General features: G+C 42.8%; 20 protein-coding genes. 4 read left to right on the plus strand and 16 right to left on the minus strand.

Annotated elements, in window-relative coordinates; genetic code table 11:
* Nucleotides 1-70 precede the first annotated feature (70 nt).
* The 3 genes from D1151_RS00870 to D1151_RS00880 form a co-directional block, all read right to left on the minus strand.
* Nucleotides 71-334, minus strand: a complete 264-nt coding sequence (locus D1151_RS00870; RefSeq protein ID WP_161907597.1) for a hypothetical protein — start codon at nucleotides 332-334, stop codon at nucleotides 71-73.
* A complete protein-coding gene (locus D1151_RS00875) occupies nucleotides 331-1,581 on the minus strand; it encodes a DNA polymerase IV (RefSeq protein ID WP_161907598.1) in 1,251 nt (416 codons plus the stop codon). The genes D1151_RS00870 and D1151_RS00875 overlap by 4 nt, the downstream gene beginning before the upstream one ends.
* 302 nt (nucleotides 1,582-1,883) lie before the next feature.
* Nucleotides 1,884-2,339 carry a RidA family protein gene (locus D1151_RS00880; protein ID WP_160200787.1) on the minus strand — a complete coding sequence of 152 codons (456 nt, stop codon included), beginning with the start codon at nucleotides 2,337-2,339 and terminating at the stop codon, nucleotides 1,884-1,886.
* A gap of 241 nt (nucleotides 2,340-2,580) precedes the next feature.
* Here D1151_RS00880 and D1151_RS00885 point away from each other — a divergent pair, with 241 nt between their 5' ends.
* Nucleotides 2,581-3,297 (plus strand): transcriptional regulator, encoded by a 717-nt coding sequence (locus tag D1151_RS00885; protein WP_161907599.1) that lies wholly within the window; start codon nucleotides 2,581-2,583, stop codon nucleotides 3,295-3,297.
* Nucleotide 3,298: 1 nt separating this feature from the next.
* On the opposite strand, the gene D1151_RS00890 is transcribed toward D1151_RS00885, so the two are convergent.
* The 4 genes from D1151_RS00890 to D1151_RS00905 form a co-directional block, all read right to left on the minus strand.
* Nucleotides 3,299-3,562: a hypothetical protein gene (locus tag D1151_RS00890; protein ID WP_161907600.1), complete on the minus strand. Its 264-nt coding sequence runs from the start codon at nucleotides 3,560-3,562 to the stop codon at nucleotides 3,299-3,301.
* A gap of 82 nt (nucleotides 3,563-3,644) precedes the next feature.
* A complete protein-coding gene (locus D1151_RS00895; protein ID WP_161907601.1) occupies nucleotides 3,645-5,024 on the minus strand; it encodes an MFS transporter in 1,380 nt (459 codons plus the stop codon).
* Between the two features lie 55 nt (nucleotides 5,025-5,079).
* On the minus strand, nucleotides 5,080-6,276 hold the full coding sequence (locus D1151_RS00900; RefSeq protein WP_161907602.1) for a MalY/PatB family protein: 1,197 nt from the start codon (nucleotides 6,274-6,276) through the stop codon (nucleotides 5,080-5,082).
* The gene (locus tag D1151_RS00905; protein ID WP_161907603.1) at nucleotides 6,277-7,746 is read right to left on the minus strand and encodes a hypothetical protein; all 1,470 of its coding nucleotides are present in this window, start codon (nucleotides 7,744-7,746) and stop codon (nucleotides 6,277-6,279) included.
* 71 nt (nucleotides 7,747-7,817) lie between these two features.
* Here D1151_RS00905 and D1151_RS00910 point away from each other — a divergent pair, with 71 nt between their 5' ends.
* The 3 genes from D1151_RS00910 (at nucleotide 7,818) to D1151_RS00920 (ending at nucleotide 9,815) form a co-directional block, all read left to right on the plus strand.
* Nucleotides 7,818-9,056 (plus strand): amidohydrolase family protein, encoded by a 1,239-nt coding sequence (locus D1151_RS00910; protein ID WP_161907604.1) that lies wholly within the window; start codon nucleotides 7,818-7,820, stop codon nucleotides 9,054-9,056.
* Between the two features lie 251 nt (nucleotides 9,057-9,307).
* Nucleotides 9,308-9,433: a hypothetical protein gene (locus tag D1151_RS16975; protein ID WP_306770820.1), complete on the plus strand. Its 126-nt coding sequence runs from the start codon at nucleotides 9,308-9,310 to the stop codon at nucleotides 9,431-9,433.
* A gap of 4 nt (nucleotides 9,434-9,437) precedes the next feature.
* Nucleotides 9,438-9,815: a TnpV protein gene (locus D1151_RS00920; protein ID WP_161907663.1), complete on the plus strand. Its 378-nt coding sequence runs from the start codon at nucleotides 9,438-9,440 to the stop codon at nucleotides 9,813-9,815.
* An 87-nt stretch (nucleotides 9,816-9,902) separates the two neighbouring features.
* On the opposite strand, the gene D1151_RS00925 is transcribed toward D1151_RS00920, so the two are convergent.
* The 9 genes from D1151_RS00925 to D1151_RS00965 all read right to left on the minus strand — a co-directional run bounded on the left by D1151_RS00925 (nucleotide 9,903) and on the right by D1151_RS00965 (nucleotide 23,179).
* Nucleotides 9,903-12,224, minus strand: a complete 2,322-nt coding sequence (locus tag D1151_RS00925; RefSeq protein WP_161907605.1) for a DEAD/DEAH box helicase — start codon at nucleotides 12,222-12,224, stop codon at nucleotides 9,903-9,905.
* Nucleotides 12,221-12,910, minus strand: a complete 690-nt coding sequence (locus tag D1151_RS00930; protein WP_160260014.1) for a hypothetical protein — start codon at nucleotides 12,908-12,910, stop codon at nucleotides 12,221-12,223. Before D1151_RS00930 ends, D1151_RS00925 begins: the two co-directional genes overlap by 4 nt.
* A gap of 10 nt (nucleotides 12,911-12,920) precedes the next feature.
* The gene (locus D1151_RS00935) at nucleotides 12,921-15,107 is read right to left on the minus strand and encodes a DEAD/DEAH box helicase family protein (protein ID WP_161907606.1); all 2,187 of its coding nucleotides are present in this window, start codon (nucleotides 15,105-15,107) and stop codon (nucleotides 12,921-12,923) included.
* A 2-nt stretch (nucleotides 15,108-15,109) separates the two neighbouring features.
* Complete coding sequence (locus D1151_RS00940) at nucleotides 15,110-16,750, minus strand: site-specific DNA-methyltransferase (protein ID WP_202620358.1); 1,641 nt, start codon at nucleotides 16,748-16,750, stop codon at nucleotides 15,110-15,112.
* Nucleotides 16,747-17,250, minus strand: coding sequence for a DUF6680 family protein (locus D1151_RS00945; protein ID WP_161907607.1), 504 nt, complete (start codon nucleotides 17,248-17,250; stop codon nucleotides 16,747-16,749). The genes D1151_RS00940 and D1151_RS00945 overlap by 4 nt, the downstream gene beginning before the upstream one ends.
* A 13-nt stretch (nucleotides 17,251-17,263) precedes the next feature.
* The gene (locus tag D1151_RS00950; protein WP_161907608.1) at nucleotides 17,264-18,160 is read right to left on the minus strand and encodes a nucleotidyl transferase AbiEii/AbiGii toxin family protein; all 897 of its coding nucleotides are present in this window, start codon (nucleotides 18,158-18,160) and stop codon (nucleotides 17,264-17,266) included.
* Nucleotides 18,153-18,758, minus strand: a complete 606-nt coding sequence (locus tag D1151_RS00955; RefSeq protein ID WP_243151126.1) for a type IV toxin-antitoxin system AbiEi family antitoxin domain-containing protein — start codon at nucleotides 18,756-18,758, stop codon at nucleotides 18,153-18,155. The genes D1151_RS00950 and D1151_RS00955 overlap by 8 nt, the downstream gene beginning before the upstream one ends.
* A 406-nt stretch (nucleotides 18,759-19,164) precedes the next feature.
* Complete coding sequence (locus D1151_RS00960; protein WP_161907610.1) at nucleotides 19,165-21,141, minus strand: S9 family peptidase; 1,977 nt, start codon at nucleotides 21,139-21,141, stop codon at nucleotides 19,165-19,167.
* Nucleotides 21,134-23,179, minus strand: coding sequence for a S9 family peptidase (locus D1151_RS00965; protein ID WP_161907611.1), 2,046 nt, complete (start codon nucleotides 23,177-23,179; stop codon nucleotides 21,134-21,136). Before D1151_RS00965 ends, D1151_RS00960 begins: the two co-directional genes overlap by 8 nt.
* Nucleotides 23,180-23,199: the final 20 nt, after the last annotated feature.

Consider the following 23,199-nt stretch of genomic DNA (forward strand, 5'->3'; position numbering starts at 1 on the left):
ACATATCTTTCCCTAAGGGTGAACAGATTTTTCGCTTTTATTGCCGACTTTTCCCATTAAATTTCTGTCGTCATACTTTATAGAGTTCCCACCTGCATTGTTCAATAATATATTTCAGCTGATAAATTTTTTCGATTCCGCAGATTTCTGACTGACAGGTGTAAATAAAAGCATGAATCCCCGCCAGCCTGCTTTCCTCCACACACTGAATCCGATCCACAGACACTGCGATTCGCTCGCCGGAATCCTCATAATACTTGAATTTGTACGGAACCGGCTTCTTGTGGTCTGCAAAGACTGCGACTACGTCTATAGGTTTTGCCACGATCTTCATAGCTTATATCCTCCCATCATCACATAATTTCCATCATTGACGCCGCCCTCCAAAGGCTTCATATCCGTATTGACAAAAGTCCCTCGATAAATGGCTGTTTGCCCAAATCGATCTCTAATCTGATCCACCACTGCATTTAAGTTCTCATCTTCTACAATCCGCTGCAAATCATAGATAGACAGCTGATACTCATCTTTGCGAACAAAAGCAGACAAATGAATGCCTATCTGGCGGATAGGTTCTCCTTTCCAGCACGCAGAAAACAGCTGACACAAGTAATCGTAAATGCCAGTGGTGTCGTCCAGAAAAAAAGACAGCTGCATCTGATGGCTATAACGAATAAATCCATTGGTCTTAACGCTGATTCCGATCAGCGACGCCTTGCACCGATGCCTTCGCAGCCTGCTTGTTACTCTGTCGGTCAGTGCCAGAATATAGTGCTGCGCCTCCTCTTTATCCGTCACATCATAGGGCAGTGTCATGCTGTTGCTGAGACCTTTCTGCAAAACCTGATCATTGGGCACTACTCTATCATGATCAATTCCATTGGCGTATTCCCAGATCAGCTGTCCATGGCTTTTCAAAAGGCTGCGCAAAAGTGCCTTATCGCTATGTGCCAGGTCTCCTATAGTATTGATATTAATCTTTCTGAGTTTCCGCACTGATGCCCTGCCTACCATAAACAGTTCACCTACAGGAAGAGGCCATAACTTCTCTTCAATTTCTTTGCGATTTAAAAGCGTGTGCACCTTGTCTGGCTTCTCTAATTCCCCTGCCATCTTCGCCAGTAATTTATTAGTACCCACTCCGACATTGACGGTGAATCCCAATTCTGTCCGAATCCGATCCCTTATGATAAAAGCGGTCTCTATCGCTTGTGCACAATTCCGATTGCCCCTGTCCAGTTCCACAAAGCACTCATCTACGCTGAAACGCTGTATCACTGGTGAATATTCCTGCAAAATACTGTACATGGCCTCACTGCACGCCAGATAAAGGTCATAGTCCGGAGGAAATACCTGCAGATTCGGACATTTGCGGAACGCCTCAAAAAGGCTCTCGCCAGTTTTAATCTGGTATTTTTTCGCTGCCATAGACTTCGCTAAAATAATGCCGTGACGATCTTTCGGGTCTCCTGCGATGACAGAAGGAATCTGTCTGATATCCTGTCCGTATCCTTGCTCCAAAAGCTTCACAGCGCTCCAGCTGAGATATGCTGAATTGGCATCCACATGTAAAATGGTCATCCCTTGCGCCTCCTTATTAAGAACGCATGTTCTTTTATGTGATTTCACTATATCACGTTCCTTGACTCCATGCAACAGGAAACTTTTCCCAAAATCTGCTTTCATGAGACCCCGCCTACTACTGTACTTTACGCAAACAAAAGCAGGATGCGCTCTAACGGTTATTTGCCGTCAAACCAACATCCTGCCTTATAAATTTGCCATTTCTAGTATTGCAGAAATCCTTTGCCGCCTTTGTACCTCAGTTCACATTCAGCAATTCTCCCCCCAGTCTGCAATTCCTCAAAATCATGGTTTGCTCTTTAAACTTCTACAATCGCCTCAATTTCTACCGGTGCATCCATAGGAAGCTGATTGGTTCCCACAGCAGTTCGTGCGTGTCTTCCCTTTTCACCAAAAACATCATAAAGAAGCTGCGAAGCAGCGTTTGCTACAAGATGCTGCTGCATAAAGCCTGTCTTGCTATTGACAAACACCTGGATTTTCGTAATGTTTTTCACCTTATCCAAATCTCCCAAATAGTCCTTCAGCGCTGCCATTAAATTGATAATGCATCTTCTCGCTGCCTCCTCAGCCTGTTCCATAGAAACAGTATCTCCTACCTTGCCGCTTACTAAAAGCTTTCCATCAACAAAAGGTACCTGTCCTGCAACAAATAGAGCATTTCCCAGTTGTTTTACCGGAATGTACATTGCACCTGGAGGAGACGCTAAGGGTAATTCTATTCCGAGTTCTTCAATTCTTTTTTCTGCAATCATTAAAATCACCTCATCTTTCATCATTGTCTTTACTAATTTGATTATACTCCGCAGGAGTTTGTTTGTCAATATTCAGTTGACAAACAGTCAATTAATTTCATGTCATCCTCTGCTGCATACGTCATCGATAGGATTCCCCTATCGGTTTTGCTTACAATTTGTCTTGCTGATTGCCACAAACCATGGTAGAATAATACTGGTTTTGTCAAAGACAAGCTAGCTTCAGGGAGGATTATCGCCAATGAGTCAAAACAAAGAAAATAAACAGACCAAAGAACAAATTTTAGATTTTATGACCCGTACCGCAGAAGGCCTTGCACAGATGTTTGGTCACTCCTGCGAAACACTGATTCACGACATGAGTATACCGGGTCACCCTATTATCGCTATTTATAACGGTCATGTCAGCGGAAGATCTGTAGGCTCTACTGCCGATATTTTCGGTGATGATATCATGGCAGAAGGACACCTGCAGACAGTAGGAACACGCACTGCTCAAGCAGAAGATACAGATACTGCGCCTTATCATTTTAAGCCGGAAACTGATATCATCAACTCCCTCGCGATTACCAAAAATGGGAGATATATCAAGTCTACGACTTTTAACTATGTGGGGGAAGACTATCACTATGCACTGGGTATTAATTTTGACTACACATCTTTAGGCAGCGCTATGGCTACCTTGGAAGGTCTCGTTGCCATCGGCAGCGATCTCAATGATGCCATCAAAGACTCCAGCAACAATCAACTGGAAGAAATCTTCAAAGACTGCCTGTCCATCGTTGGAAAAACGCCGCAGGCTATGAAAAAAAATGACCGTCTGCAGCTCATTGCCCTTTTAATACAGCGCAATGCTTTCAGCTTTCAGAAGTCAATTACATACGTTGCAGAGCAGCTGAACGTATCCCGTTATACAATCTATAAATACTGTCACGAAGTGGAAGAAACTCTTAAATAGTTCACTTAACACATTCACTAACTGACAGTTCCCTTAAAAACCGCAAAAGATACTCATACGCATCCCTGCCGCGAACAACAATCTCAACACCTCTGGCAGAATTAAAAACCAGAATCGAAAGTCCGCTTCCAATAGCGGTCTTTTTTATAATTTCAGCCGCTTCCATCGCGCTTATTCCTGTAACCGCTGCCTGAGCCTGTCCTGCACGCTCCTCTATAGCAATCAGCTGTGGAGCAGCCTCCTGCCACCGTATTGCATCATTCATCTTTTCCAAACCTCCTATCCGAAAAATAAAAGCGACATTGCTGCCGCTTTTATTCATACGATAATCTCATTTTATGTACACATTACTGTGCTGCTTTTCTAGCCTCAATCTCTTTTTTCAGCTCCGGCAGCTTCTTTTCAATTTTGTAGATATACAGCAGAAGCAGCCCCATGACTACATATACTGCAAGCTGTGCAGTGAACTGCAGATGGAAAAAGGCGCTAAGCACATTTGCCGGCTGGGTTGCAGCAGTTGGATCAAAGCCGACTGCATCCAGTACAAATCCGGCAACCGTAGTACCAAATGCCAATCCAATTTTTGTTCCAATACCATATGCGCTCATAATGACGCTGGTATTCTTGTGCCCTGTCTTCCATTCGCCATAGTCAACACAGTCCATAATACACTGCGGTACCACTGCGCTTACCATTACAGGCCCGAGAGACTGCACGGTGGTGATGACTATATAAAAAGTGACGCTAGGCACACCTGTAATAACTGCTGCAAGCAAGCTGAGAGCTGCCAGCGTACATCCAATTAAACCTGTACCTGCATTTCCGAATCGCTTATACAGCGGCACCAGAAGCAGAACCGGTACTAGTCCGACAATCGTGCTCGGTACAGAAGCATAGGACATGGCGTTAACATCTCCCAAATTGTAAGTACAGTAGTAGACCATGACAGCACCTCCAATGGAGGAAATCAGCATTTTCACCACCTGCATTGTCAGAACCGCCAAAGCAGGTCTGTTTTCTGCCAGTGCTTTTATCATCTGTCCCGCACTCGGCGCAGCTGATTTGACGTTGCCCTCCTCTTCATAGTCTTCATACTCATAGCCCTTTACTGTGCAAGTGCCGACATAACCAATAATTGCATACACAACCGCATAAATTGCAGCAAGTTTTGCAAAGGCTGTCGCTTCGCCGTAGCCTGCCAGCCAGCCGACAAGGGGCATTGTTACTGCCGGTACAACAGCGTTAAGGATGGTATTATACACGTTGTCATAGACATTCAGCTTTGCACGTTCTGCACCATTAGATGTCAGTTTTGGTCTGAGAGAATCCTTAGAAATACTGAAAACAGTCTGAGACATTCCCAATCCTATAAAGGATACTGCAGCCCATACGACCTTCATAGTATAAGATAAATCCGGCGCTGAATAGCAGAGCACCATGAAAATTCCTACCGGAATCAGCGCACAACGCATGAAGAAAATGCACTTATTCGGTCTCCTGCTCTTTTCTACAATAATTCCCACCATAGGGTCATTGATAAAGTCCCAAATACGGGCAATCATGATAATAAGTCCGGCTGCTGTTCCACTGATACCAAGAAAGTTTGTGAAAAACATCAGCAGAAAGTACATCTGGAGCAGCATCTGCAATGTTGCTGACACGTTGAGAAGCGGATACCCCATCAGTACTCTCATAGGCAATTTACGGTCGTTGTTGTTTGTTGACATTTTGCCAATCTCCTTTCAATTTTATGTCTATATTATACCATTTTGCGACAAATTGTCAATAATTTTTAAAACATTTTGTCAATTCGCTACAAGCTTCTGCCACTCTTTCTAAGGCTTCCCCAATCTGCACTCTCGAACTGGATAGATTCATTCTTGTCATCCTCTCACAGCCTTCTCCGTAAACTTCTCCTGTTTCCACCTCAAAAAGAGCCTCTCTCTCAAAGAAATCGTGGAGCTCTTTTCCTGAAATACCAAGAAACGACCAGTCAATCCAGCAGACGGTTGTTCCCTCCACAGGAAATACGTATGCCTGCGGCAGATGCTCTCGTAAAAATTCTTTTACCCAAACACCGTTTTTGTAAATATAATCTCTTACAGCCGTAAACCAGGCCTTTCCTTCCGGACAGTAGGCACCCAAAACGGAAGCATATTCAAAAGGTCCCAGACTTCCGTAATGATCCGCATATTTCTGCTCTTCGTAACGTGCACGAAGCTTTGCATCAGGAATAATCGCATGAGCATGATTGACGCCGGTGAAGTTAAAAGCCTTTCCCAGTGATGTGACAGTAATCGCATACGCCTGTCCTTCTTCAATGGAAGCATAAGGCTTAGCCTGATGTCCTTCAAAGGTCATCTCACCAAAAATCTCATCACAGATAACCGGCATCTGATACTTTGCTGACAGTGCCGCTACTTTCCGAAGGTCCTCTAGTGGCCAGACCTTGCCTATAGGATTATGTGCATTACAAAGCACCAAAAGCTTATTTTCGGGTGCCTGCATTTTAGATTCTAAATCCTTAAAATCCATCTGATACTGCCCATCTACAATTTTCAACGGATTATGTACCGTTTTCCGTTTCATTCGGGTCGCCGCCTGCTCATAGCGATAATAGACCGGCGTCTGTACAATAATCCCGTCGCCTTCTTTCGTTGTCATGCGGATAGCCGTGGCAACTGAAAAAATCGTTCCCAGCGCAGGCACAATCCATTCATCCGCAATTTCCCAGCTGCGCATCTCTTTATGCCACCACTTTACCGCATCCAGATACTGCTGTGTTGGAATCGTAAAGCCATAAATGCCTCGTTCCGCCGTTGCTTTTACTGCCTCCCTAATGCTGGGCGCTGTCGAAAAATCCATTTCGGCTGCCGAAAAGCTGGTAACACCCTGCTTACGCAGCACTTCCGGTCTAAAGCGTGCTTTCAAATTTTCCGTTCCCTCATAGGCTCCTGCTCTATCAAAATCGTACATCATTTAATCCTCTTTCTTGCGCCAAATCAGTGCCCCCTCAATAGCGCCTTTCTTTATATCCTCATAGCGTCCTTTTTCAAAAGAAAATCTGCCGTCAAACCACTGATCATCAGCAGCGATTACTTCAGTTCCTGCCATCACCCTTCTAAAGTGTTCAACTGCCTCTTCACCCAGTTCTTCTCCAATCAAAGCTTCCCAGTCTGAAACAGTTACCTTCTCTCCTGCTCTTCTTCGTTCCACAATTAGTAAAACCAAATCGTCTAAACTTCTCTTGCCGCCGGATTTCTTTCTGAGCAGATAATCCGTCTCCGCCAGATAGATAAAACCTCTCCCATAAGGAACACGCTGAATCCCGCTATCTTCCCACGCTTTCTCGTAAGCCTCTTCACAGGTCATTGACTGATGTGGGTTATTGTAATAATTGGTACACTTTTCCGTAATCCAGCCTGCCGCCTGCTCATAGCCTGCAATTCCACGGCGAAGAGGAATCATTACACTGTAAAACTCTGCGGTACCCTCACTATACCACGGTCCCTTCCCTGCCGGTTCGTCAAGAGCCGGCCAATTATGCACAATTTCATGGGCAAGGGTGTTAAGAGCCTCTTCCATAATCAGCGGCATTGTATCACTGTAACCAAACACGAATCCGCCGTCAAAAGCGGTTCCTCCATTAGAAATAGAAAACGGCTCTTTGCGGAAAAATACACTGTACGCTAAGTCTTCATCGCCGAAAAACTCGCACATTGCAGAAAGAAGTGTTGGCAGCTGCCTAGTAACTTTTTCCTGATCCGGTAAATTTTCATCCAGCCAGTAGATATTCCGCTTTCCGCTTTCATCACTGACTCTTTTGATTTTCCCTGTCAAATACAGTGAGAAAGTATAGTCCTGCGGCGTTCCGATATAATCAAAATTTCCGCAGCCTTTTATCGCTGCAACATCAGCATCCTCCGGCATTTTCGATTTATCCCAGATAAAATGAATGTGGTACTTTCCTTCCTCCACTGCTGCAAGAGATGTTACACCGGAAATCAATGCGCCATTTTTCTCCTGAATCGTATCAAAATATGGATGACATCTGTCCACGCCAGTCAAATCTCTAGGCAGAAAACGGTAAGAAAACCGTACATTACCTGCAGTTTCCCTTTTCACGCGCCATACTCGCTTGTCAAAACCAGTAACATCCTTTTCCACGGTTTCGCTAAGAGAAAGCGCTCCCTCATCGTCAAAGGCACAAAGACCTTCCTCTGTAAACTGTGCCCCCGGCACCCCCGCGACCATCTTCCATAAATCCGCCAGCTTATCGCCTGCAGCAAACTGCGGACTTTCCAAGGTCATCTCAACATCCGCATACTGAAAATCATATTCTTCACTCATATACGGTCTAAGCGTTATCCATAGCTGTTTTATAGTGTCCATCATGTCCTCCATCAAATTGTTTCTTGTATCATCTTTATTATATAGAATGAATTTCATTTCGTCAACTCTATATTGACAAAATGTTTATTTATTGCTATGATGAAGTCATATAAAGAAGGGAGATTATTATGATTTCATACATTTTAAAAGGCCGCCTTATCGACGGTATATCCGATACCCCTATAGAAAACGGACTCGTTGCCGTTGAAGGAAGCCGCATCGTCTATGCCGGTGCGGAAACCGATTTTGATGCTGCAGCTTTTGATACAGATAACAGCACAACTTTGCTTGATGCCGGAACTGGAACCATCCTGCCCGGCTTTATCGACTGTCATGCTCACCTTTTCGGCGATGAAAACGCCGGAAACTTTGCAGATGGCAAAATCTTTGGCGATCAATTGCTGGGCGCCGCTTATCAATGCGGTCTGCTTCTGGATGCCGGTTTTACTTCTCTGCGGGATATGTCCGAAAATGGTCTGTATCTTTCCCGTGCGGTGGAACGCGGCATTCTTCGCGGTCCTAAAATCATGCCCGGCGGAAAAATCCTGGGAATTACTTCCGGTCACGTGGATATGAATCCATCCTTATCAAAAGAAGAATTGAATCGCCTGGATCATACCTCCAGACTCGTCGATGGTCCGTGGGACTGTGTACAGGGAGTCAGAGAACAATTCCGCGCCGGGGCAAAATTCATTAAAATCTGCGCTACTGGAGGCGTTTCTTCTCCTACAGACCGTCTGGATGACGTTCAGTTTTCCCCGGAAGAACTAAAGGCAATTGCTGACGAAGCAAAACGCCATCACAGCTATGTCTGTGCCCACTGCACCGGATATGAAGGCACTTATCAAGCGCTGCTTTCCGGTATCACCTGCATAGAACACGGCGTGTACTTAACGCAGCGTGAAATTGATTTGATGAAAGAAATGGATGCCACTTTAGTCACCACCCTCGCTGTGTCTTTGGGTGTTGCCAATATTCCCGGGCTTCCTGAATGGATGGAGAAAAAGGTCAAAACCTGTGCAGCTGCAAATGTCAAAACTATTGAAATGGCACGCAAAGCTGGAATTCGTATTGCACTGGGAACTGATTTTTCCAACAGCCCAAACAGCCCTTATCTGGAGAACGGTAAAGAATTCGCTGCCATGTGCAGAGCTGGCATGACACCGATGGAAGCCATCAAAGCAGGTACATCAAATGCCGCACATCTCCTTTGCGAAGATGCCAGCACCGGTTGTCTAACGCCTGGAAAACTGGCTGATATCGTCATCGTAGATGGCAATCCTCTTTCCGATATCAGCTGTCTGACTCATGCCGACCACGTAAAAATGGTTATGGTAGATGGAGAAATGAAAAAAGACAATTTATAAAAACTTCACTACTATGTAATGGAAAAGGAGCGTCTCAAATGCTAACGCCATATAGGGAAGTAATTTGAAAATACCATTGAAATACAGTTTTATGGGCGTTACAAAAGAGAAAAGACAGCGTAGAAGGCAGAAATGTTTTTCACGCTGTCTTTTTTATGCCAAAAAATAAATCGCACATTCGTCATCTCGATAACCTCCTGTTACAACGTAGGTGTAAAGGAGGTCGAGCGTATACAAAAGCAAAATACCACTTGGCGATTGATGATTATGAGTACAGTATTATTATCGACAATCTGAACAATTTGAGAAGTAAACTCATTATCAAATTTGCTCACGCACCGATTAAGAAATTTAGAATTAAGATAACGGAGGTTTAAGTTTATAGAAAAGACAATATTTGAACAGATGGGCGGTACATACGAACAGCAAGGTGATTATCTTATTCCCTGCCTTACCTTACCATCCGAAGAAGAAAATAGACCTGTCAGTTTATGGGAACAACGGAACTGCCACTACCTAAAGCAAAATCATAGAGTAATATATATGAATTTGCTCACAAACGACAAGCTGAACAGTTATCTTGCCGATATTAACGAGCAAGCAGAAGATATGTTTCTTCGACTGATAAATCAGATGGTAGAATGTCAAGGTGTGATCGAACGGCTCAACTCGGATAATCAAATGAAGTGGGTTGCACGAATGAATAACATCCAAAGCAGAGCAACAGAAATCGTGAATCACGATATAATTTACAACTAACTTAGAACGGCGGCAAGAAGAAATCCTTGCCGCCGTTGTGTTAAGTTCAAATACACATTGTGAGAAGTTCTCAAAACCCATGCAATTTTAAAAAATAAATCTTGAAATACTACTTTTCTGAGCATCGCTGAGATTTTCAATTTTTTCGTTAAATTTAATTTCCATTTGATCAATGCTTTCAACACAAGGCTTCAACCATTCAATTTCTTCGAAAGAAAACCCATATCGTAACATCCATATCTCAGTCGAGTCTTCCGTTCCATATTTGATGTACTTTGCCAACCTCTCAGCACGATTGTCTTGATACGCAAGATAATACTGATGAAAAATCGCATAGAACAAATCACTCAGCTTAAATCCTATAAGTTTATCGAGGAAATCATATGTATCATAGACAATACGGTCGTAATCGACATCTTTACCCTTTGTTTCAGCACGGAATAAGGGGAAAGTACGCAATTCTTTATTCGGGATATCACTATAACCTGCAATGTAGCGAACTGTCAGGCTGTCAGCACGATCTTGTTGACCTGCTCGTGACCATAATCGCCGTTGGGCAACATTGGAAACATAAGCATATCTCTCTTGACAAATTTTACTAAATGTTTTGCCATGCACTTTCCAGATCATTATTTTGATGGCGGAATCAAAAACGAATTTTTCTGCTGCGGTTAGTTCTCGACCTAAATACTGCTTGTATAAACACTGAAAATCCTCATACACCTCTTTTGCTACTGTATTAGGCAACACAAAGCCTGCATCAGTAAACATCATATCCAACAATGTAGGGACTACCGTAGTAACACTATCTGACTTTAATTTCTCAAGATCTTTATTTGTAAGATTATACTCGTCAGAGAATTCCCCTGTTTTGATTGCTTCTTTGTACTCCTCATATTTCTTGTCCATTTTATCGTCTGTGGTATCTAATCGAGATTTTGACGAAAGAATATTTTTCTTGCGGTACACCTTTCGGAATCTACTCATTGCATTTGGTCGCAAAATGACGCTACCAAAATCAAATACAGGTTTGTTAGTAGAGCGACCGGCTCTACCAATCAGATTTTTAACAGAAAGTGTTTTACTTTCCTCGAAGCGGTCAAGATAAACCACATCGAATGGCATATTGATTCCTTGCTCCAGAGTAGAAGTAGCAAAACAGATTTTACAGAAGCCCTGCTGCGTAAAATGCTCTAATATCAAACGGGCTGTCAATGGCATTGAACCGTGATGAACAACAATCCCGCATCTCAGTTTTTCCAGCATATCAGAGTTATAAAATAACTTATCCGTTGTTGAAGCACCAATATACTCCTTTAGCTCATCTATCATTTTTATTGCAATAGGATCATTAATTGGTTGGCACATAGAAATATACTTCTGAAATTGACCATATATCTGCTTATTGTAAATGTGCGACTTTGGCACATAGATCAGTACACTACCACCCTTTTTCAGTGCGGACTCAATAGGATCAAAGTTTGCTTCTAGCTTGCGTTTTCCAAGCGTTGTAGGGTCACTACCAAAATGATAGAATTTTTGGCTTGTTGTGTCATGAGTATAAAAAATCTGTCCTACATTTTTTAATTCATAATTGCTGTATGTTGCCGTTGTATCAATGATTTCAATTCCATTTTTCTGCAATTGTGCTTCGGGATTTTCGACGAACGGATGTGCAAAAACGAATTTTGCGTCAGGAAAATACTTTAGTGCTCGCCTCACTATACTATCAAAATAGAGACCTCGCACCGAGTGTTCATCACTGAGCTGGGCTTCATCAAACAGAATCAAATCAATATTTAGCCAATCTTTATTTTTGAACAACTCTTTTGCACGCTCAGGTGTCAGTATGAAAATATTTCTGTGAATGTGTTTTGCATTAATCTTATCAACAAAAGTCAGGACATTTACAGTCTTTCTGTCTACAAGACTGTTCAATCGGTCATAGTACTCGTTAATGAGTGCTCTTGAAGGGACAATGACAACCACATCATTGGAACAATCAGTAATAAGATGTCGAAATACAAATGATTTCCCTGTACTTGTTGGTGCTGAAAAGCTGAAATACTGTAAATCTCGTATCTTCTTAAGAATATCTGCCTGCATTGGCGTATAGTCATTGCCAAATTCGTCTTTGAGTTGCTGATGATACATCTTAAAGACTGATCCTGTAAGGCTTTCAATTTTGGGTTGTTTGAAAAACAGCCCCATCGTGGCAATTATTTCTTGCTCGTCCTTCTTGAAAAACTCTGGTTGGAACAATTTAAAATATGAAACTATTTCTAAAACCACAGAGCTATTGGGACCGTTTTGATAAATCTCAGATTTGACATAGTCGATAATCTGCTCCAAATCTTCCCCTCTTCGGATTTTGGCAATGATATTGCCCTTTTCTAAAACAGTATTCATAAGTCCACCGCCACTAAAATGATTTCTTCGTATTGAAGTAACGATTGAAAGTCTGAACGTTTCTTAATATTAGCGATTATTCTGTCTGTACTGGTGGTTTTTGCTGAAAAAGCGGCAGAAAATCCCTTTCTTCCATCGGCTGCTCTTTGCAAAGCTGATGTTGTGCAAAACGGTTTTAATTCAGGAAGATCCTCAACATCTTTTCCATCTCTGACAAAATTGACAATTTGCGGCAATGCTGACGAATACGCTGTTGTAGTAGCAACATATTTCGCTTCACCGAAAATAACCGTATCCGTAATTTTATTCTGCGAATGAAAATCAAACCCAGGATTTCCAGAGCGCTTCTTACCAACAAGCTCATCAAGAGGAATATCTAAATAGTCCAGTTCAGAAACCATAGTTTCTCTAGCTAATTCAGACACCACATACTCGCCGGCGTCTTTGCTGATACTGTCATCAACGCATTTGTCAAACTTTTCTTTAATATCATCAATAGTTTTCTTTGCACGGGAGGCAAAGGCTTTCTGTTCAAAGTCTTGATCGAATTTACTGAGCCAAGACAAGTCCATGAGAGTACGCAAAATATCTGATAATGTTGCTGAAATATCTTCAGGATCTATTCTGAAAAATTGAACTTTTGCAGGAGAAAACTCAGTTAGCACCTTGTGGTCAGTTATCTTCAAGACTTTCACCTCACTTCAAAATATCACTCAGCACAACCCAGCTATCGCTGTTAATATCCTCGGAATAGCTGTCCATACAAATGCACAGTTCTTCACTTTTTTCATCATAGCGGACAATGCCACCCTTTAAGCCGTAGCGTTCCAAATAATCTTTCAGCACAGCGAATTTTTTCGGCGTGAAAATGTCAATATCTTGGCTATTGCCGCTACGGTCAAAGCCGCCCTTGGTCTCCACAATCCAAACTTCATCGTTTACGCTGATTATATAGTCAGGATAGAAATTCTTCTGCTTGTCCGAATTATCCGCATATACGATGGACAAATACTCATTGCCTTTATCACCATTTTTATATACCCATTCCACGGCATCGCACTTTTCGCAGAATTTCTCGAATTTGCGTTCCGAGGAAGAGCGGACTTCCGCAGAGGAAAGGTAGCCCTGATATACATTTTTCTTCATTTCCAACTGCGTTTTTGCTGTACCGTCGTAGGTAAACAGGCAAGATTGCGGAATATGGAACGACACCTTTGATACTTGGTTAATATCAAGAGTAAGCTGTTCAAGTTCCGCCGCCATCGCTTCACGCACCGTATGGCGTAGCAGATCGGCATTGTTGATAACAAATGCGTAGACCTCTCTCGGCTCCATTGCGAGGATTTTACGGCTGTATGTAAAATTGCGATCAAACAGCTTACGAATGATCGTATTCATATAGCTGTATTCCATTCCGATCTCCATACCGATTTTACCCACCTTCTGATGGTACATATGACCGTGATCGTGGGTATTCAGCTTTTCGGTAATGACGACCGTATTCATATCTGCCGAAGCAAAATCCAAGGTTGCAGTTTCACCCGAAAGGGTGTGACGCAGAATATCGGCGCTAAATTCAAAACCCGCCGCCTGCAAGCGTGTCTTGTTCTCCGCCTTATTCGAGCCGGTCTTGATGTTTTCCTCAAAATACTTTGCTACAGAGAGCAGAGCCTTTTTCGGATTGCGGTGATCTGTCACCATCGTTCTCTGTTCGGAGGTCAGGGTGATGCCTTTATACTCATTTTTAAGGAACAGGGTAGTTGCTTCCAAAGCTCCTTTGCCAAGGCTCAGCTTGACACCGGCGGTGAATTTTTCATCGAAAGTGTAAAGATAACAATTATCCAGCAAATCTTTACCGTAGTAGTGTGCCTCCGGCATACGGCGAATACGCCCAATGGTCTGAATTTCAAAGGTTTCATCCATATTGTCACGAAGCTTTACCAAGATGGAGGCTCTCGGACAGTCCCAGCCCGTGGCAACAGCCTGCTTGATAATAACAGCAACAGAGGGAGCATTGATTTCTTCAATGCCCTCCAAGTTTTCGTGCATATCAGAGAGCCACACCGCAAGCTGACCGTTTTCATAGGTTACGCCTTGCGTTTCAAACCATCGTTCCACATCGTCCTGCAATTTCTCCGATTTGTTTGGAATCTGCACCACGATCAAAGGATTGATGTCCTTTCCGGCGGAAAGAAACTCCGCACGGATTTTACGCTGCTTGGCATACGCCTGTTCCAACAGATAGTTGGTGGCGTTCTCCATTTCCACACGCTGTGGAAAATCCTCATTAATGATGAGCATTTTCTTGATAAGTCCCTCGGCAATAACATCCGCTTCAGGAATTTCTATGATTTCCGCATTTTTGATGCCTTTCGGCGTAGCGGAACAACGGATAATCTTGTCCGTATGAAAATACTGAATGATTTCATCCGCCTTTACCGTGTTGTTCTGATGGCTTTCGTCCACAATGACGATAAAATGCAAACCGGCGTTCAGAGCGTGCTCGATATGCTCCAAGAAGCTGGTGCGTTCGCTGTCTTTCAGGGCGTTGTTGCCCTTTTTCGTCAGCTTTTCCCAGTTGATGAAACAGTTATCGTTTTCTTCAAAGCCGCCCGTCATGACATCGGAAAGCAGCTTTGTCTGAGCAGCGTGGATATACTTATCCATCTTTTCCTTGCTCTGTTCCTCTAAATTGCCCTTGCCGGGAGTGAGCCATACAAACACGGTATTGCGATAGGACTGCACATATTGGTGCATAAAATAGGTGAGAATAATGGTTTTACCGCTGCCCGTAGGGCTTTTCAGGATAATGTCACGTACAGGCTTATCTATCGCCTCAAACAGCGATTTTACAGCCGATAACTGATATTTTTTTAGTTGCACAGTTACACCTCCTGCAAATCCCGATAATAGTAGTCGGGAATAATATTGATCTCAATGCCGTGATCAGCAAGGGACTGTTCCTGCTCCTCATCAGGTAGTAGATCATGCCCCATATACAGTTTACAACACTTGCCATAGGCTTCGATATTCGCCATAAACTCGTCAAGTTCTTCTTCGGTTAGTACAATACCAATTTCAGCATTTCCCGTGAAATTCACACCGTTTTCCAATTCCACCAGCTCACGGATATGCTTTAAAAGCACATCTGCGTATTCATAGTACAAGCGGTCTGAAATCGGAACATAGTCAACTTTATAATATTTAAGACTTGTAGCGTACCCCTCTTTGTCAATCACACGCTTAATACGTTCATAAGTGACATCTCGGCAAATATTACTCTCGTTACTCGTACAGAGAATAAAACGGCGATTGCTGTTTTCATGTTCTTCATTGTATTTTAAAACAGCATGTCCCGTTGTGCCACTACCCGCAAAGAAATCAAGAATTATACTGTCGCCAGAAGAAGCAATATCTAAAACTCGTTCAATTAATCGAATAGGTTTGGGATTGGTAAATACGCCTGCTTTACCAAATACAGTTTTCAAATCTCTGGTGCCTTCTTGTGTATCACCGACTTCCGTACGATACCAAAGTGTTTTACATACTGTTCCTTGTTGAACTTCAGACAAAAAAGTTTTAATTCGTGGTACATTGTTTCCTTTTTTTCCGAACCAAATACGATTATCGTTTTTAAGTTTTATATAGTTTTCTTCAGAAGTAACCCAACTCCTACTAGCAGCAGGCATAACTATGCGACCTGATGGCGTTTCAATAGGGTACATATATGCTTCAGAAGCAGTTTTGACTGTAAAATCACTGGATGTCCACGGCCCTCTTGGATCATTATCAGGGTTTGAATATCTGCTATCCATTTCTTCTGTTCTAGTCAGTAATTTGGGATGCCATTCTTCTTTGTTTTTTGCATATACAAGAATATGGTCATGGCTATCAGAAAGCCATTTTGCATCATTTTGAGGCGAAAATTTCTTTTCCCATACTACGTTAGCAACAAAATTTTGGTAGCCAAAAATCTCATCGCACAATATACGTAATGTTGCTACTTCGTTGTCATCCAAAGAGATAAAGACAACGCCATTTTTACAGAGCAAACTACGAGCGATAGTCATTCGTGGTTTCATAAAGGACAGCCATTTGGAGTGTCTGAAAGTATCATTTTTATCTACTAAGGTATCAGAATAAGTAAATCCTTCCTTTAATGTGTTATACGGCGGATCTATGTAGATAAGATCAATTTGACCTTTATGTGTCTTTTCCAGTAGATGCAATGAGGCAAGATTATCTCCCTCAATGAGAAAATTCATCTGTCCGCCATTGTCAATGAAAAAATCTTTATCCTCGGTTAGTACCGGCGTATGTGTATCCAACACCTCGTCAATTTCTTCACGGTGTTCCTCAAATACAAGACCGTATTTCTTGCCTTTCACATCTTTTTCAAGGTCGGAAAGGTAGGACAGAAGATTGCCCGTATTCTCGTCCTGTGGTGCAGCAGAAATAAATGTTCGGATTTCTTTGATTTTAGCAAGCAAATTTTCACGCTTTTGTTTTGATATATTCGTACTCATTTCTGCCCCTCCGTATTTTTCTGCTCCTTTGGCACAATATTAGCCATTGTATTTAACAGAGTATTATACGCTTGCTGTGATGCCGCTTGCTCTTGCCATTGCTTAATCATTCCATTTGGAACATATGGGTTTTGAATTGTTTCCCAAGTAACCTTATCTTTATATCCAAGAGATTTTGATATAGTTTCCAGCAATTTGTACTGTGCATTTTGGATTTTTTTAAGTTGTGCTGCGTCCGGGTTTTGAACGCAATACTTGTCATATAAATCTTTCCAAGCATCACGAACTGTTTTATCGTCTGCAAACACAATATCAATTATATTAAGACAATGTACGCTTTCCTGTGTCCATCCATATATTCGCGAGGTCATAAGTGTCTTAAAAATCTGCATTTTATCTTTTCTTATTTCTGCTCTGTTTTGTAAATACTGTCCAATCAAGACAGCAGCTATGGGAATTACAACTATTGCAATTAAATTCAATATATCTTTACATTCCATTTTTCTTTCTCCCTTATATCCACTCGCCATTAGTGGCAAACCATTTTTCAGTGAATTCTTTGTCTTCAACTGCTGCTGTAAATGGTTTTGCCAAGAAAGCCTTTATTGTTTTCAGTACGGTACTGTAGTCATCTGTTTTCGTATCGATTTTGCGGACAAAAGCTTTCCATTTCTTCTGCATTGCCACATCGTTATCAAAGCCCATAACCTGTTCAAATTGCTCCGCTGTAAAATTGTGTTCACGGTTCGAAAAGGTTTTTCTGAGTGCTTCGGTCAGCACATTACCATCAAAATCAAATTTATTTGCAAGATAATAAATATCGTAATAGTCTTTCATGCGGCTGGAAAATTCCATCAGGCTAAGGATTGCATCAATTTTCTCAGCAACAGTCGCTTCAATGGAATAAGTATTAACTGTGGGTGCAATAAAATCATCAAGCTGAGTGGGTATTTTTCGCCTTTCCTGCTTCGGCACGATAACATCGCCAACACCGAAATCAATGCCAAACGGTGCGCGTGTGTTTTTTATACGAGCAACTATTGATGCACCTATACCGGCATATTTCTTTGCAACGGCAATAGGTGCAACATCCTTTATCTCAAAGGTAACAAAATCATTGCCGGTATGAACTGCTATAATTTCTTCAAGGATACCTCTTAACTGCTCTGGTGTATTAGGTATTTGTCGAAGCAAAAAATCCACATCAACTGTCACTCGGCTATCAAAGTCAGTAAGAGAATAGAGGAACAAACCGCCTTTCAGCACGAGGTTTTCAGCATACTTGGACTTTTCCAAACGGCGCAAAAATTCCTCTTGGCAAAAGAGTTGTAAGCAGAGCTGATAGCTTCTGCCGCTTTCAGCAGCTTTGTTTTTGAGCCGTGCCAGCACGGACGCAGCTATATCAGCCATTAAGCAGCACCTCCATTACATTCATAACCTTTGTATAAAGCTTCATTTGCTTTGAGTATTTAGACAAATTTGCAAGATTCTTTTTTTCGTCAACAGCATAGGCGTTGACAGCCTTATTAAAAATTTCGTTGTCAAGTTTTGTGCGGTACTTAAAGCAATCGCATATTGTTCGCTCACGGTCATACACAGGCAATATTACACCGTTAAAATTGCTTGTGGACTTACCTATATCTAAAAATTCCTTTTGAATATAGTAAGCCTTCATCGGAAATTCTTCAATGTTCTTTACGGCACGGGACGCTGTTCTCGGCACAGCAATCGACCATGCACGGGGAGAAAAATCACTATATCCGTAGTGAAACAAAGCGGACTCCACACAAATAACTCCTTGCGGAAGAAGCTCCCGTATGAGCTGTTCTTCTGTAATACTTTTACTTTGGGGGAGCTGATAAAATCCTCTGCGAATTCTTTCAATGACTCCTTCTTTACAAAAAGCCGCTACCTCGTATTTATTTATCCCGTTAGCGACAAAATCTGAAGTTTTTGCAATGCCTCCGTTATTTTCAATTACCGTTTTTAAAATTTCTTTTTTACTCAAGCAGGCACCAACTTTCCTCATACAAAAATAAATAATGTATGCAATTATTATACCATACAGTTTTGAAAATAGCAACAACTATATGTAGACAATATTCCAAATTGAGAGGACGACTTTAAATCGGATAAGGTCAGCAATAAGCTGGTTACATTTGGATGTGATTACCCTTCTTCCAAGCCAAGGGAGAAGTCTGACTGTTTTCGGTCGGTACATACCATAAGATAGATATTCTCACGGAGAAAGAAATCCTTGCCACGATGGAAGAAATACGGAACAATCCGCAGGATTTCAAATTTGTAGCATAACAAAAGGATACGGTGTAACCCCTTTTACAGAGTTGCACCGTACCCTACATAAAAATATCCTTATCTGGCGACAGCAAATGAGGCGTTCCTTTTTTACCGGGTTATAGATATGTATCAAACCACTGCAGCATCTCATCGTAGTAATGCTGTTGCTGCTTAGGATGAGACGGCTGCTCATGCGCTACGTGCGGATAAAGCACCATCTTTACAGGAAGATCCGGGTGCAAATCCTTCACCGCCACAAAGAGCTGGTGAGCGCCTTCTACCGGTGTACGCAAATCATCAGTTCCATGGAGAATCAAAAGCGGCCTGTCAATACGCTCCGCATAGGCAACGGGAGATTCTTTCAGCTGGTTAACCATAAACTCTTCGAAGCTGTCATAATCCTTGCTGCACCCTTGCATGTCACTGCTGGCGTAGCTAATCATATTATTTGAAATACTCCGCTGTGTAACATAGGCTTTAAACCGCTTACTATGAGTTGCCATATAATTTACCATATAGCCGCCATAGCTTCCTCCTGTCACACCGATTCTTTCTGGATCAATCCAAGAAAACCTCTTGCAGGCTTCGTCCACAATCTGAAGACAGTCCTCATAAGCCCTGTTATCATAAGCCTTTTTAATATCTCCGTGATTCATGCCATAGCTTGAGCTTCCTCTCGGGTTGCAGTAAATCACCGCATAGCCTGCTCCTGCGAAGCACTGGTGCTCAATAGTAAAGCCGTAGGTATAAAACGGATGCGGTCCGCCATGTACATACAGAATCGCCGGATACTTTTTAGACGCATCCAGATTTTGAGGCGGCATGACCCACCCATGTACACGACTGTCTCCATCCAGTGTATCCACAAAGAACTCCTCCGGCTGACTGTAGTTCACTGCATCAAGTAACTCCTGGGCAGACTGAATACCGGTCTCAGTACATACGCCGGTTGCCAGTTCCAAAATCTGATATCTCTCCGGTACCGTCTCCTCACAAACCGCAATCAGAGCCTTGCCGTTCTGAATGGTTGAAATACCATGGACGACCTTCTTCCCGCTTTGTATTACGCGGGCTGCACCGCCATCAACCGGTACACCGTAAAGCCGGCACTGACCTTGCCAGCCTGCGTGGAAAAACGCTTCCTTTCCATCTTCACTGACCTGCAGCTTGTCAAAACCCCAACCGCAGAAAGCATTATACGGAAACTGTACGCACTGCAAGCAATCCTCGGAAGGTTCGAAAATACACTGATATCCGCTTCCATCTGTTGCGATTTTATAAAGGTACACATCCGGATAGGTTATTTCGTCTGATAGTTGTATATCATTTGGCATTTCCAAACAGCCTGCGATAATATATTTTCCGTCAGGTGTTGCCACCGGTCTAACCGGATTCGGGTAGGAAACCAGCCATAAATCCTGCGTTAAACGACTGATTTTGCCAACCTGTGCCGGTTCTTTTGCTTCAATCCGAAGAAGATCCATGCCCAGAAGCTGTTCTTTATCACGAAATCTACTGCTTCCACAAATTACAAAGCTTCCATCTGCCGACCAGTTATGGTGCATATAGTCAAAATCCCCGTCTGTAAGCTGTGTGGTCTTTCCCGTCTCAATCTCTGTCATGTAAAGATGCATATGACTATCCGGGGTATAAAATCCAATACCGTCAAATTTATACCCAAAATCCTCTATTACAATTGCCTCATCCTCATATTTGCGCTGCGGGCTGCTGCCTGCCGATGGAGAAGCAAACAAAATTCTGCTGCCGTCCGGTGACCAGATTGGCTCCATGACAGGCGTTTTCATAGAAGTAACCCGTCTAACTGCCTCAGTTTCTAAATCACAGATATGAATTTGACGTCCTGCTGCTGTAGAAGAAATAAACAGCAGCAATTTTCCATCGGGACTAAAAGCAGGGCTCCCCTCACCGCCTCCTCCGGCTGTAATCGTTTTTTCGGTCCCATCTGCCAGGTTTCTCAGTTTGACAGCTCCTTCTACCGCATATGCGATCAAGCTTTTTGATTCTAAATAATCCGCTCCGGTAAATCTCTGAAGCTCCAGACAATCTGCAAATTTAGAAGTTCTTTTACTCATGTTTCCCACCTCCGCACAAATATGTGGTAAACCAGTCTGTCATCTCCGAAAGATGCCTAATCTGATTATATAGTTTTCCAATTCTGTCTACGCCGTGATTTTCTGTCGGGAACATAACAAGACGCACCGGAATTCCAGGATTTCTATCCTTCATCGCAATAAAAAGCTGTTCTGCCTGCTCAAAGCTGCAGCGGTAATCTTTATAGCCGTGCAAAATCAGAAGCGGCACTTTCATGTTGTCGATATAGGTAATCGCATTCCCTCTTGCTCTATCCAAAAGCTCATCCAGCATTTTCATGCCTTCCCAGTTCGGTCTTGCTGAAATGAATCCCATATCACCTGTTCCGTAAGAAGTTGACGGATTAATCAGTGAACGCTGCGTTACTGCTGCTGCAAAATGGTTTGTTCTGCCAATAAATTTATTTGTCATATATCCGCCATAGCTGCCTCCGGTTACACCGATTCGCTTTTCATCGATGAAGCCCTTTTCGCAGGCTGCCTGCACCACAGCAATCAAGTCGTCCATGGCTTCCTTCGCCCAAGCGATTCCGCCTGCACAAAAAGCTCTGCCATAGCCGACGCTGCCCCTTGGATTTGCAAAAATTACCGCCATGCCGGCAGCTGCCAGAGCGTGAAACTCATGCCAGTATTCTGCTGTAAAGGTACATTCCGGACCGCCGTGAATATAAAGCACCGCCGGATATTTCTGTCCCTTTTCCTGATTTTCCGGGTGCATCACCCAGCCTTGCAAATCAGCCTTTCCGTCAAAGGATTTCACAGAAAGTTCCTCTGTCTTTGGCAGTTCATAATCAGAAAGCCAAGGATTCGCATCAGTTAGCCTGTGTGCCTCCTTAGTGCCTGCCAATTTGACGTAAGCTTCTGCCGGTCCTTCAAAATTTGCCATTAAATATACCAGACTTCCCTCCTTTGCTATCGCAAATTCGTGAATGCAGGTTTCTCCCGCTAAAATCAGTTCTACAGGTTCTTCAATTCTGTGTAAGTGCTTTCTGTACAAGCTTTCTCTTCCGCAGAAAGTTGACAAAAAGTACAGATAATCATCCTTCGCACAGTCAAAATAACTGCTGCTCTCTCCATATACTGAACGTCCCACAGGAAATCCATTGAGTCCATGGCAAAGTTGATCTTCTTCCTCCCCGATTACGGCTCTCGTTTTATTATCTTTCAGACTGTATGCATAAGGCAGTATGATGGTACTTCCATCTTCCAGCATCGGACAGACAGCGAACACAATTTCTTTGCCATCTTCTGAAAAAGCCGGACAAGTATCCGCATAAACTCCGATGTCATTTGTCAGCAGCTTTGGCTTCCCTCCCTGAATATCACAAAGGAATAGCTCCGCTTGCCGTCCCTTTGCACCTGTATGGGGATATCCATAGAAAGCGGCTGTACTGCCATCAGGTGAAATCTGTGGATACACATATTCCAATCCATCTACGGTCAAAAGTTCCTGCGCTCCGCTCTCAATATCCAGAACTGCAATCTTCGGCAGCTGACCTTTTCGCATGCCATACCATTCATCCATTTTGTAGGTCAAATCGGTGATTTCGTAAGGACTGTATTCCACTTCTTCTTTCCACGCAGTCTTCTCTTCATTTGACATGATGACAAACATGGACGCATCGTCAACCTCCTGCTGCCATAAATCAATTTCTAAAACAGCCTTTTTCCCATTTCTCGACAAGCTGTAACGATTGACTCCATGTCTTGCAGATGTCAGCATTTCACAACTTTGTGTTAAAATATTATACTGATATAACTGTCTCTCGCCGCTTGCATCAGACAAATAAAGCAGCGTATCGTCATCTAAAAACTGCGGCTGACTGCAGCTGCCTGCAAGCTGTAAAACCTGCGGAGCGCTGTCTTTCAAATCCGTCAGGTGGATTTGTCCGGAAAACAGCCCAGTTTCTTCATCCCCTTTATAATTGACCCAGGCAGCCAGGCTCCCCTGTGGATTTACTGCAATCCCTGATAGATAACGGATATATTTCATATCATCAGGTTGAAATTGTTTCTTCATAAAAATTCTCCTTGCATAGC

Origin of the sequence: Emergencia sp. 1XD21-10 (assembly GCF_009936045.1) — a bacterium.
In the GTDB taxonomy this organism is placed as follows: domain Bacteria; phylum Bacillota; class Clostridia; order Peptostreptococcales; family Anaerovoracaceae; genus Senimuribacter; species Senimuribacter intestinalis.